The sequence below is a fragment of the Elusimicrobiota bacterium genome (genome assembly GCA_026388075.1).
Lineage (GTDB): Bacteria > Elusimicrobiota > Endomicrobiia > Endomicrobiales > JAPLKN01 > JAPLKN01.
This window is the reverse complement of the sequence record JAPLKN010000159.1, coordinates 1-13,106: the sequence shown is the minus strand read 5'-3', so window position 1 is coordinate 13,106 and position 13,106 is coordinate 1. Positions and strand designations below refer to the sequence as shown.

The 13,106-nt window shown below is 34.9% G+C and carries 10 protein-coding genes and 3 tRNA genes; 4 read left to right on the top strand and 9 right to left on the bottom strand.

The window, feature by feature from the left end; all coding sequences use genetic code 11:
- The 7 genes from NT145_08910 to NT145_08880 form a co-directional block, all read right to left on the bottom strand.
- Window positions 1–358, bottom strand: a 358-nt coding sequence (locus tag NT145_08910; GenBank protein ID MCX5782793.1) for an aminotransferase class III-fold pyridoxal phosphate-dependent enzyme, incomplete at its 3' end; no start/stop codon positions are given.
- 51 nt (window positions 359–409) lie between these two features.
- Window positions 410–1,159, bottom strand: a complete 750-nt coding sequence (argB, locus tag NT145_08905; protein MCX5782792.1) for an acetylglutamate kinase — start codon at window positions 1,157–1,159, stop codon at window positions 410–412.
- A 14-nt stretch (window positions 1,160–1,173) separates the two neighbouring features.
- Entirely contained in the window at window positions 1,174–1,932 is a 759-nt protein-coding gene (locus tag NT145_08900; protein ID MCX5782791.1) for a PD-(D/E)XK nuclease family protein, read from the bottom strand.
- Window positions 1,932–2,507, bottom strand: a complete 576-nt coding sequence (gene rsmD / locus NT145_08895; protein ID MCX5782790.1) for a 16S rRNA (guanine(966)-N(2))-methyltransferase RsmD — start codon at window positions 2,505–2,507, stop codon at window positions 1,932–1,934. The genes NT145_08900 and rsmD overlap by 1 nt, the downstream gene beginning before the upstream one ends.
- Before the next feature lie 626 nt (window positions 2,508–3,133).
- Window positions 3,134–3,206, bottom strand: a tRNA-Ala gene (locus tag NT145_08890).
- A 71-nt stretch (window positions 3,207–3,277) separates the two neighbouring features.
- Complete coding sequence (locus tag NT145_08885; protein MCX5782789.1) at window positions 3,278–3,958, bottom strand: tetratricopeptide repeat protein; 681 nt, start codon at window positions 3,956–3,958, stop codon at window positions 3,278–3,280.
- 8 nt (window positions 3,959–3,966) lie between these two features.
- On the bottom strand, window positions 3,967–4,617 hold the full coding sequence (locus tag NT145_08880) for a histidinol phosphate phosphatase domain-containing protein (GenBank protein ID MCX5782788.1): 651 nt from the start codon (window positions 4,615–4,617) through the stop codon (window positions 3,967–3,969).
- 370 nt (window positions 4,618–4,987) lie between these two features.
- On the opposite strand from NT145_08880, the gene NT145_08875 reads away from it, so the two are divergent.
- Window positions 4,988–6,529 (top strand): glycosyltransferase family 39 protein, encoded by a 1,542-nt coding sequence (locus NT145_08875; GenBank protein ID MCX5782787.1) that lies wholly within the window; start codon window positions 4,988–4,990, stop codon window positions 6,527–6,529.
- A gap of 124 nt (window positions 6,530–6,653) precedes the next feature.
- Here NT145_08875 and NT145_08870 read toward each other — a convergent pair whose 3' ends face one another.
- Window positions 6,654–9,479, bottom strand: coding sequence for a DUF3160 domain-containing protein (locus NT145_08870; protein ID MCX5782786.1), 2,826 nt, complete (start codon window positions 9,477–9,479; stop codon window positions 6,654–6,656).
- Window positions 9,480–9,778: 299 nt separating this feature from the next.
- Window positions 9,779–11,140 (bottom strand): radical SAM protein, encoded by a 1,362-nt coding sequence (locus tag NT145_08865; GenBank protein MCX5782785.1) that lies wholly within the window; start codon window positions 11,138–11,140, stop codon window positions 9,779–9,781.
- Between the two features lie 390 nt (window positions 11,141–11,530).
- Here NT145_08865 and NT145_08860 point away from each other — a divergent pair.
- From NT145_08860 to NT145_08850, 3 genes are all read left to right on the top strand, one after another.
- Window positions 11,531–11,604 (top strand) — tRNA-Arg (locus NT145_08860).
- 100 nt (window positions 11,605–11,704) lie between these two features.
- Window positions 11,705–11,779 (top strand) — tRNA-His (locus NT145_08855).
- A gap of 202 nt (window positions 11,780–11,981) precedes the next feature.
- On the top strand, window positions 11,982–12,977 hold the full coding sequence (locus tag NT145_08850; GenBank protein ID MCX5782784.1) for a PDDEXK nuclease domain-containing protein: 996 nt from the start codon (window positions 11,982–11,984) through the stop codon (window positions 12,975–12,977).
- Window positions 12,978–13,106: the final 129 nt, after the last annotated feature.

Genomic DNA, 13,106 nt, shown 5'->3' with positions numbered 1-13,106 from the left:
TTTTATTCCCGTATTTTCTGACAAGTTTTATAGCGCATTCATTCGCTTCAGCTCCGGAATTTGATAAAAATACTTTGCCGGGGAATGAAAGAGAAATAAGCTTTTCGGCAAGTTCTATTTGAGGCTCAGCATAGTAATAATTTGAAACATGGAGAAATTTCCCAAGCTGATTTTTAATAGCCGATATAATTTTAGGGTTTGAGTGCCCCAAATTAGAAACACTTATTCCTGAAAAAAAGTCAAGATACTTTTTCCCTTTGTTATCCCAGACATATTTTCCTTTTGCCTTTTTAACGGCAAGATCATACCTTTTATATGTTTGGATCAGATATTTTTTTTCTTTTTGAAAAATATTCATTAGAATTTCCCAATTTGTTTCCAACCCCTAATCCCGGAGTTGAGGTTGCAATTATCTTTTTATTACCGTCCCGTCAATTTTACTTAGCCCCTTTGATCCGTCAGCAATCCACACCTCTTTTACCCCTTTTCTTACAGCCTGTGAACAAGCTTTTATTTTAGGTATCATTCCACCTGAAATTACACTCTTATCAAAAAGCGCTTTGATATCGGCTAATCTGATTGTCTTGATTGTTTTCTTCTTTTCGTCCAAAACTCCCGGAACATCGGTTAAAAGCACCAGCCTTTCGGCCCTTAATCCGATAGCTAACGCCGTAGCTAAAGAATCTGCATTGACGTTCAAGGTCTGTCCTTTTTGATCCAATGATAGAGAAGATACTACCGGAAGAAAACCCTCTTTAATTAAAGTTTTCAATAGCGCTGTATTGACCTTCTTAGGGTCTCCCACAAATCCTAGCTTCTTAATTCTTTTGCATAGAACCATTCTGCCGTCTTTTCCGGATATTCCGACAGCGTTAACACCCTTCTTAATCAAATCAGCCACTAAACTTTTATTAACCTTGCCGCTTAAAACCATTTCAACAATCTCAAGAGTCGGCGCATCGGTAAATCTTAAACCGTGCACAAATCTGCTTTTTATATTCAGGCGATTGAGCCAATAATTTATTTCCGGCCCGCCTCCGTGCACTAAAACGATATTATCCCTTTTTGAAAGAAGTGCCACTTCATTCAAAAATTTCTTTTTAGCAGAAGCGATTTTGGTCAAACTACCGCCAAATTTGATTACTATAATTTGTTTCATTTTATATTTTTACCTCAGTTTTTATTTATTGAAAACTTACATTTTTTTCTGAAATCACATTTTGAGCAATGCTGGGTATTCGGTTCAAAATTTTCTTTATATATTTTTCTTGTGATGTTCTCAATCAATTTTCCGGCCTGTCTTATCTGCTCCTTTGTTCTTGACGTGCTTACTTTGGTGTTAAATGCAAGAAAATAATAGCTTAAAATATCCGGATTGAAACCAAAAGCCTTCTCGCATGCAATTGAATATATGGTAAGCTGAAGATCCGAATCCGCTTTTTCTTGATCCCAAAGCTGAATATGTGTTTTATAATCTATCAACTCGTAAGTGCCGTCGGGATTTTTGTCTATCCTGTCAATAATACCGATTATAAAATTCCTTCCCAGTTTAAACCTGAAACTTTTTTCAATGAACATTATTTCCGATTTAGATTTTTCTTGTTCCTCAAAATAATTTTCAAGCATCCTTAAACCTTTATCAAAGAACTCTTTGGTCTCCTGAGGCGATGAAAAACCCACATTTACCCAGTTTTTATTGTAGCTGTCAATTAAAAATTCAATGTTATCCGATCTGGAGGAATGGAACTCCTCAAGCGCGCGGTGAATGCTTAAGCCCAAAGAGGTAAAAGGCGTCGGAGATACGCGCCATCCTTCACGGTATATTAGATTATACTTAAACGGACAAAGCTGATAGGCATTTATACGAGAATAACTTATATCCATCCCCGGAATAAATATCTCGGATAACCTTATCAGCAAATTTTTTATCATTAACCAGCCTTTCTGAAAAAAGAAAGAACAGAATCTCCGTATTTTTCGCGCCTGAATTCAATCAAACCTTCACAAACCGTTACAGGTTCTTTTTCGTGATGTTGGCTGATTATATAGCCGTTGTCTGAAAGCAAATCTGCTTTCATAATGTTTTCAAGTGTAATACTAGTAAAAGCCAAAGGCTTTTTGTTTTCATCTTTATAAGGAGGCCCCATAAAAATTAAATCAAATTTACTCCTTATATTTTCAAGCCCTTTTGTTATATCAAAATTTAAAATTTCCGCCCTGTCTTCCCAGCCTAAAAACTTCAAATTATATTTAATTAGTTCCAGTGATTTTTCTTCCAGCTCAACAAATATTACTTTAATTGCACCTCTAGACAATGCTTCAAGGCCGACAGAGCCTGTTCCCGCATATAAATCAAGAAATTTTGAGCCGATTATTTTGGGCTGTAAAATGTCAAAAAGTGATTTCTTTATCCGCCCTAGTATGGGCCTGACCGACAAATCATCACTTTTAAGAGTTTTTATATTGCGGCCTTTGGCTTCTCCAGCAATAATTTTAAGAGCGCACATCACCTAATCCCATTGAAAAATTAACAATTATTTTACTCTTTTAAGGAGAGTTAGTCAAACATAAATACAGTAGGTAGAAAAAGGCAGTAGGTCCCGCTAAAGCGGGACTCCATTTAAAAAAATTAAGGAAGTCGTAGGAGTTAGCATGGCCCTGAGCGCCTTGTGGTGAGTGAAATCGAACCAAGTCGAAGGGTAGATAGGGAAAGGAAAACTGCAAAATATTTTATGCGATAAAACACACGAATTATTCTTTAGGAAAAGTTCAGTTTTGCATTATATATAGATCTTTTTGCCAAATCTGTCCTATTTCGTAATGAAATACTTATATTTGGAGTGAAGCGAGGAAGCCGAACCGATGTGTAGCCTTAGCGCTACATGAGGTGAGGATGACGAAGCTGCAACCCGAATATATGTATTGGAATAGGAATAGGATAGATTTGGCAAAAAGAAAATGGAGCTGAAGGGATTTCCGCTCCCTCGTCGCTTCGCTCCTCATCTGCGGTCCGGCTGCCCTCGCTTTCGCTCACTTCGTTCGCTTTTCCCCGATTCACGGGGCGCTCGGGTCAGCTTCAAATCCCTCGAACAAAAAGAACTTTTCTAAGGCAAAAGCCTTAAAAAAGTTCTTATGGAGCTGAAGGGATTTGAACCCTCGACCCTCTGCATGCCATGCAGATGCTCTCCCAGCTGAGCTACAGCCCCGTTGCGACAGTAATTAGAAATTTAGTAATTAGTTCTTAGATAATAAAAGTCTTTCTCCCAATCACTCATCACTAATTACTTTTTTTAAGTTTTGGATTATTAAGAAAGAACAGTCTTTCAAGAGCGTATTGTTCCCACCTGGCCCCTTTATACTCAGTTGATAAACGCTGATAGATTGTTTTAGCTTGTTCATTTGCGCCCGATAATTCATAAACACGGCCCAAAGATTCAAGAATTTTTGGCAAAAGAAAGTGTTCGGGATATTTTGTCAGGAATTCGTTATATGTTGCTATCGCGCCCCGATAATCCTGCATATCTTCCTGGACATTTCCCATATACGCATAAGCTAAAGGAACGACTGACGCGGGTTTCCCATTTCCTATAACATAAGCGATCATATCTTTGGCATCTCGGTACTTGCGTTGGCTTATTAAATACTCCGCTTTAGTAAGCCTTGCCATAGATGCAGCGGGTGAATTAGGATATTGATTTATTACCTCATTAAGCAGAGCAAGCCCTTGATCTACCTGATTATGGTAAATTAATGCCTGAGCAATTGAAAGCTTGTCCGAAACCCTCATCCTAACTGAATAATATTGGGTTAAAACAAAAGCAGTAAAAAGCATTATTCCGGCGACAATCCCTACAATACTATAGAATGTCTGCCTGTTATTTTTTATCCACTCCAATACGCTGTATAGGATATCCGCAAGTTCATTTTTCCTTAGATTCTGATGAGATAATGAAGCCATTTTTTATCCTAAATCTTAATATTTTTGATTATTTCAAAAGCGTTTTGTTTCATTACTTTATAGTCTTTTTCAGAAAGTTTGCTCATATCCAGCACTTTCCTAATTTTTTCATGAGTCAGCAAATCTTCCGGCTCGTGAGTATCTGAATTAAGCACAAGTTTTGCCCCGCATTTTTTAGCAATCTCGGCAACATGTTCATTTGCCTTGCTGTGCCCCGCTCGGGTTGTTATTTCAAGATAAACATTATTTTTTTTAGCAAGCTCCGCTTCCTTTAGGGTAATGTATCCCGGATGCGCCAGAATATCTACTTCAGCAATAATAGATTCCAAATTTGTTCCGGGAGGCACTGTTTCAGCAGGCGTTTCCCCGTGGCCAAGTATGAGCGCGGCGCCAAGTTTCCTGCAGTATTTAACAGCTTTTGAAATAAGTTTCGGCGGCACATAAGTTATTTCTATTCCCGGGATAATGGTAATATCATACTGCCGAGACAGTTCATCCGAGATTCTTTTTATCCTCGGAATAATAAAATCAAAATTAGAAAAATCGCCGTGGTCTGTTATGGCAATAACATCGTATCCTTTAACTTTTGCCCGGTAAACAAGTTCTGAAGGTATAAGAGCGCCGTCGGAAAATAATGTATGCGTGTGTAAATCTATCATGCATCCCCCTTTTGCAAAACTTTAAGATAAATTATTACATCCATTTTCTTCATGAAGTTGGAATTTTAACATATTTTTAGCCAATATTCAACCCGGATTTTTCAATACAATTTCCTTGAACACACTATAAATGGTGCTGGGTTAACCCCGCACGTCGCGGCGTGCTGTCCCCTCGGGACAAATTTTACAACCTGCTGCAAATTTTGGGTTCAACAAAATAACCGCGTTAGCAAAGTTATAAAGTGTAAAAGTTTAAAAATTAATTTTTTAAGGTTTTTACTTTCCTAACATTCAAAACTTTTACACTTTCTAACTATTTTTACGCCATTATGTTGACAAACAAACCTTAAAATAATAGTATACAACCCTTATGGAACAAAAAGCAGAAAAAGTATTTATCTTCAGTATTTTTTTCGCCTTCCTTATTAAATCAATTCTTGCGATCATCATACCTATTACCGGTGATGAAGCTTATTTCGTCCTTTGGGCAAAACATTTAGATTTTGGTTATTACGACCACACTCCCCTGGTCGGATGGATTTTAAGTATAATGCTTTTTTTCGGGAGTTCCGAATTTATTGTACGTTTTCCGGCAATTATTTCCAGCATTTTGGTTGGTATCGGTATTTATTTAATCATTAAGCCGTATGACAAAATAAAAGCCTGCCTTATTTCAACCCTTTTTATTGTTTCCCCCATTAGCATTCTAAACTTTTTGATTTCAACCGATACCCCATTGATAATTTCATCATTTTTTTCCGGTTATTTCCTTTTCCTTGCTTTAAATAGGAAAAATTATTTTTTTTACTTTATAGCCGGTATATTTTTAGGTTTTGCATTTCTATCAAAATATCTTGCCGTGCTGATAGGCCTTACTTACCTTGTGTATTTTATTTTTACAGAAAAAAGAAAAGATAAAACTCTGGGTTTTATTATTCTTTTTATATCAATAATTCCTTTTGCGGTAGTAAACATTTACTGGAACTATACTCACGACTGGGCAAATATAATGTTCAATATGTTCAGCCGAACCAAGAAGGAAAGTATTCCCGCATTATACTTTTTATTCGGTTCAACAAAGGAGTTCGGCGTTTCTTTCTTAAAATTATTCATATTTATTCTCGTTCAATTATATTTATTCACTCCCCCCATTCTATATTATCTCTTTAAGAAAAGAAAAGAATTATTGACAAAATTAAAAATTGCCGATAATTTCCTTGTTTTCTTTTATATTTTTATTATTCCCTTGCTTTTTTACGCCTTTCTTTCGATTAAAAAATCGGTAAGCCCTTTATGGATGTTTTACTTCTATTCATTCCTTTTTGTCCTTTTATATCTTTATTTAAGCGAAATGGAACTTACTAAATCAATTGAATTTATGGTACTTTTTACATTAATTCATTTAATTTTTATTTCCGCTGTGCTTTCAATTCCTCCGAAATATTTCAAAAACAACAGCAGCTACTATGAAATAATTCAGGGCATGAAAACTAAAACCGTTCTTTACAATCTAAAACCATTTGAAAAAGATTTTGTTCTTACCACTCCAAGCTATACTGATTCAGCGATTTTATACTTCCATTCAGGAATTTATTTTCCGGTTTTTGACGGCGGAACGCTTCACGGAAGGCAGGACGATTTTATAACCGATTATAAACTTTTTAGCGGCAAAAATATACTTGTTTTAAAGAAACGTCTGCCTGAAAAGGAAAGATATGAGAAGTTTTTCAAAAAATACGAGGTAAAGCAATTTGAAGTTGAAGGCGCGGTTTTTTATATAGTTTTGGGATATGATTTTAACTTTAATAATTATCGAGATATTGTTTTAAAAGACATCAAGGATAAATTTTATTCAGTTCCCAAGTTCCTGCCGACAAAATCAGATTATTTCAAAGAAAAATATTTTTCTTGAAATTGTCTTCCACATGCTTTTGCAAAATACTTCTATTTAACTCAGCATTCTGAATTCATTGAAGGGTCCCTAGTTCGGATTCATGAAGACATTTAAGAAATGTTTGTTTTGAAACGCGCCACGTCTATTCTTCTTCCGGCAAAAACGGAGTTCTTGCAGGGCAAATTAATTGGCTTGTTGACACGAACGGTATTTCCCACTCAGGATACTTAGGCTTTAATTTATTTTCTTCGTACCACTCGTCATCAGTTACGGGACCTGAAACGGCAAAACTGTTAGACAAATATGAAGTGCCTTTAACAATTTCCCTTCTTCCAAAATAAGGAATAATTAGATCCCATTCAAGCGGAAATCCTATGCAGGAATGAAGCATGCCGGTGTTAGCATCTCCGTACACATCAACGCATTTCGGAACTGCTTTAGGCACGGCCAAACCGAATTCTCTTGTGCATATACTTTTGAATACAAGAAAATCCCTCTCAATCACTCGGGCGCAGGCTAATATCATATTATATTCCTCATTTGAAAACGTAATATTATTCTTTTGTTTTTCAGCGATGCGCTTGAAAACTTCCATATTCTTAATAACATTATCAATATGCTTCAAAATGCCGTCTTTCAATGCAGTATTAGTGCCGGATTTTTCTACAACGCTTAACGATTCCCTGGGAATCTGGCTGCACACATTTTTTAATTCACTGCACATCGCTATTAAAGCCCCGAAAGCTTCCGGAAAAGGTTCAACCGCGCCGCGGGGAGGTTTTCTAGTCATTAGTTCAAATCCGCCGTCACCGCTTTCGGGCAGTCCTATTTCCATTTCATTAAAAATATAAGTTGCATGTCTAAGGTTAGTCCATCCCGAAAGTCCTGTTTGAAGCTGTTTTGCCTGCCACAAATCTTCAGTTAGCCAGGGCCAGTCAGGTTTTTTCCCTGTCATTTGTAAAGAAATTAAACTAAGCCATTTATTATAAATGCCTGAAACTCCTTCGGTATTAAATCTTTTCCATCTTTTTATTAAATTTTCGTGAATCTTATTCAAGTTAGGATATTTTGTGTAAATTCCGTTTGTTTCAAGGATTTTTTTTGCCAGATTGCTCCCAAAAATGTATCCGAGTTCGTAAATGTCAGGCACCGAACGCAATCCGCCGTTTTCATCCATTACCTGATCTTCGCTTGGCCAGTCCGCGTGATATACTAACGAATTTAAAATTTCGCTGTCAATTCCCCATGCCCGAGGGACCAAAGCAGTTTTATATTGTTTGTGTTTTACATAGCTCAATAAGTCCGCTTTTAATCCGGGAAGCACCTGATTAGACGGAGGAACAAACGGCTTGTATGAATTAATCCATTGTTTCAAAAGAGGATTGACCGTAATTTTGTTTTGAAAATTTGTCCACTGCTTCGTTGTAGGACGAGCAATGCTAAGATATTGGACTGCTTTAAAGTAACCCGTCATGGCATCATCCTGATCATAATACCCGCGTGTTTTAAACTCAATAAAATTTACGTTATCTCTCTGCAAAATTTTTGAATCCGCTATGCCGTCGCAATTCTTAACCCTAAGCAGTTCCTCCGAATCATATTTTCCTTCCAATATTTTAGAAGCGCTCACGAACAATTTAGCCCAAAAAGCATCTTCGCTGCTTTCGCTTTTTTTCGCAGAAAACACTTTTGTTGCTTCCCGGACAAACTGAGTAAAGCGTTTTAAAGATACGGATTTTTCGTTAAGATAAAATATTCCCGAATAAGCGGCTTCAAGGATTTCATAGAAAGGATCAGTAGTAACCAAATAAGGCCTGGAAGGCAATTGAGCATTATAGTATTTCCCTGAAGGGTCAAAATTTTCTGAATCGTAAAGAAAGTAAATTTGCTCATTATTTGTCGGCCTGAAAAGGCCGCCGTTCTTCATAAAGAGCTGAGTATCATTTTCATCGGTGCAAAACATCCATGCGTTTTCCACGTCATACAGCGGAAGATTCAAAGGGGTATAAACCAATTCCGAATTATTTCGGACATATACAATCCCCTTTCCATCTGAAGTGAATCTTATCTTTGACGGAGCCTTAGAATCAAACGAAAGTATTTTTTGCTCCTGAGAAGAATAATTATTAAGGAGTTTTAAATCTTTTTCGTTTGCTGACCAATGAAGCATGTACATCCCGTTCGGAGAAAATACTATATTTTCTGCCTTTCCCATTCCTAGGGCAAATTCCGGAACAAATATATTGCCCCAGTTTGTTTCTTTATAAGGCAGTGCAAAAATATCGTTATCTTTGTTGTACCATAATAATACGTTACCCATAGGATTAAATGTAATCGGAACACCGAAGGAGCTCATCAAAATATTCGGAGTCTCTTTTGTCCAATTCGCTGAGTAGCTGTCTGTTTCGCTTAAAACCGGATAAAATCTTTGGCCGGTATCAGTAATCGTTGCAATTTCAGAACTATTTTCTTTTTTCCTGGTAAAAAATAATCTAAATTTATCGCTGAATTTAGAAGAACTCATGGTAAGATTGGAAATTGAGTAAGTATCACTGTATATTTCAGTTATATTTTTAAGTGTAATATCGTAAGAAAAAATCCTGCTTGCGCCTTTTGAATCTTTCCCTAACAGAAATACTTTAGGATCTTGCGGATGAGAAACAATTTCCTCAAATGTTATATCTTGGGGAGCTTTCAAATCAAGCGTTTCAGTTCCGGTTTTATATTTCCATAAAACAAGCCAAGTTTTTTTGTTTGAGTCTTTAAGGATTGCCGTAGCTGCAGAATTGTTTGCAAGAACATCAAAATCTTGAATTACTTGTTTTTTTTCAAAAGTAATACTTGAGCTTGCTTCCGGGGATTTTAGAACGGTAATTTCTCTAAAACTATCAAAGGGATTTAGGGAAAATGCGGTTTGACTTATTAAACAAAGTAAAAGCACTGCAGAAACTGTCTTCCGGCTGAACATTATTGACTCCTTTTTATTTTTTAGTGAGATTTTGTTTGAAGAATAATTTCTTATTAATTAATCCTCATAATTCATTCGCTCAATTTTTAACTCTGATTAATAATTCTAAAAATAGCTCATTGCGAATTTTTCTTGCCTTAAATTAGTAGCTATATTTAGAAAATTTAAAACTTACTCATTATAACCCTCATAATATTTTACATTACGAATACTTATGATTATAAATAAACTTATTAAGCAGCATTTCACAAACTACTGACTGGAAGAATAGTTGAATATTTTGTTATTAAAAAAATAATTTAACAAAGATCTTTTTTTCTTGATTCTCTTTTTCTCTTAATTAATTTAATAATAGTTATAGGAACTCCTAAAATAAAATGAAAAACAAAGTTAGACATTGGTATTCCAATCATTAATAATTTATATGTTAACCTCAATATTTGCCTTATCTTCCAAAAATCAATAATTATTCTATGAAATATTTTCGTAATCTCTTTTTTTTCATATTTAACAGAATAAATGCGATTGTCTTCAGCGACATAGTAATCTTTATTTTTTTGAAGAACTTCTTTTAATCCGGGGTTTTCTTCATATCTAAGGTAACTGCATGATAGTATATCCACTCCAATCTCTTTAGCAAATTTTGAAATTTCAAGCATTTCGGCTTCAGTTTCACCTATATTTCCAACTATAAAATAGCCTAAGATAATAATGCCGGAATTGCTCAAAACTTTGAAGGCTTTTCTTATTTGTTCAATAGTTATACCTTTGTCCCATAATTTTAATGTCTTATCCTGAGCAGACTCAATTCCGATGGTAAGGAATCTAAATCCGGCTAATTTTATCTTCTTAATTAATTGAGGATAAAAACCAATAGAAATACGAGCTTGCGCTGCAAATATTTTTTTAATTTTTTCTTTTATAATTAGATCACATATTTTTTCGACCCTTTTAATATCTGCAAAAAAATTCTCATCTGTAAAACCTACCACTTTAGTATCGATTTCCTTTAGTTCACGAATAACAGATTCAGGGCTTCGACCAAACCATTTTCGTCTCTGCCCCAGAAAACAGAATTTACAATTTGCCGGGCAACCACGAGAACTGTAAATACAATCCAAAGGATATTTAAAATAAACGCATTTATTTTCATAAGAATATTTATATCGCCTTATTTTTCTGTATGGCAGTATATCATTACTAATCCCTGAGTAAATTCGATCCTTATTATGAATTATTTTGCCGTTTTTTCTGAAAGACAAACCATCCACATTATCTGGAGTACCTTGCTTAAGAAATTCACGAATAGTTTCTTCCCCTTCGCCACGAACTATGACATTAATATTAGGGCAAAGTAAAAATAACTCGTTAACTTTTTCAGTTGCATATCTGCCTCCTACAATTGTCATTACATTTTCGGGCAGAGACCTAATAATGTCACAAACTGAATCAAAATACCATTTCCAGTTTACACTTACTAAATACAAATCAATATCATCTCTTATGAATTTCCTATAATCTTTTTCTTTGCTTAGATCAATGATACTAATATTTTGGACTAAATCCTTTATTGCACCAGCAATTAATTCTATTCCTATAGGAGGAAAAGCCTGAGGTTTTAAGATGGGGTTAAAACACAAAACATTTTTATAGGTTTTCATTTATTGCATCCTAGAAGAACAATACTTTTTAATCGAAAAATAAGATACTTAACCAGACAAAGCAAAAGCAAAGCAGAAATAGTCTTACGGCTGAACATTATGAACTCCTTTCGAAATTTATTTAGAATTAAAAATTTGTACTTGGCGAGATTAATTGATTAAAATAAAGCCATTTAAATTTATTGAGATATATATTATACGTTATTCTGCTTTATTATATCAAGAGGTTTTGAAAAAAATTTTGATATTTCAAATTATCTGTTTGTTTGACTCAAATACCGCTTGTTTGTTATAATCAATAAAATTAGTTCATTGAAATGTCCCCGTAGTCCTTCGACTTGGTCAGACATAAGTCGCTCAGGACTACGTTCAGGATTTATAATAAATTTTGTCCCCGTAGCTCAACTGGATAGAGCATCTGCCTTCTAAGCAGAGGGTTACGTGTTCGAGTCACGTCGGGGACGGTTTTTGTAAGACAGTTGTAAGGTATAAGCGGTAAGTAGTAAGTTTAAAAGGTTCCTGCTTAATTCTTATCACTTACCCCTTAATCCTGCCTTAAAAATGGTGGTTATGGTGTAATGGTTAGCACGAAGGACTGTGGATCCTTCAGTACGGGTTCAAATCCCGTTAGCCACCCCAGTTTTTTTTGTATTTTAAATACATGGATTCCCGTTTTCACTCGCCTCGATGCTACGCGGGCGAAGCGGGCGGGAATGACAACGAAAAATTATGTGTATTTGGGGACACAATACTTAATTATTCAAATTAATTATCAAAAATTCAATTAAGTATTGTGTCCCCAAATTATTAGTGGAAATTTGTGGAAAACAATAAAATCATTGTGAAAAATACAAAACAATATTACCAATTAGTTAATTCTATTGGCACACTCTTAGATAAGTCTAGAAAGTACATTTTTACCACAGTTAATGCCGTCCTGGTTGGAACTTATTGGGAAATTGGTAAAAGAATCGTAGAATTCGAACAGCATGGTAAAGAGAAAGCAGAGTATGGATCTGAATTACTATCCAAGCTGTCAAAAGATTTGAAAATAAAATACGGCCACGGATTTAGCAAGAGCAATGTGTATATGATGAGAGAGTTTTATTTGAAGTACCAAAAATTCCAGACAGTGTCTGGAAAATTAAACTGGAGTCATTATGTGGAGTTGTTAAGTATTTCTAATGATTTGGCAAGGTCTTTTTATGAGAAACAATGCATCAATGAAAATTGGTCGGTAAGACAGCTTCAACGGCAAATAAACTCATCTCTTTTTGAAAGAATCGCTTTAAGTAAAGATAAAAAAAGCATTCTAAAATTGGCTAATAAAGGTCATGTAATAGAAAATGAAGTAGATTTAGTAAAAGATCCTTATATTTTAGAATTTTTGAAGATACCTGAACATTATAAATATACCGAAAAAGAACTAGAACAAAGGATAATTGATAATCTTCAAATGTTTTTACTGGAACTTGGCAAAGGATTTGCTTTTGTCGGACGCCAACACAGAATTACGCTTAATAATACTCATTTTTACGTTGATTTAGTGTTTTATCATACATTGCTGAAATGTTATGTTTTAATTGATTTAAAAAGCGGCAAAATTTCACATCAGGATATTGGCCAAATGAATATGTACTTAAATTATTTTAATGCAGAAGAACGTTCTCAAAAGGATAATGCTTCAATAGGAATAGTATTGGGAGCAGAAAAAGATAATTTACTGGTCGAATATGCGCTTGGCGGAATTTCGAACAAATTATTTGTTTCTAAATATAAATTATACATCCCAGATAGAAAAGTTTTACAAAAAAGGCTTCAATACTTATTAGAATAAGTTAGAACTACAAATAAAGCTATATTAAAAACTTACCACTAATTGATAATCTAAACTATCACAGTAATACGGATTCCAGTTTTCACTCGCCTCGCTGCCAACCTTAAGCATTTGGGGACACAATACTTA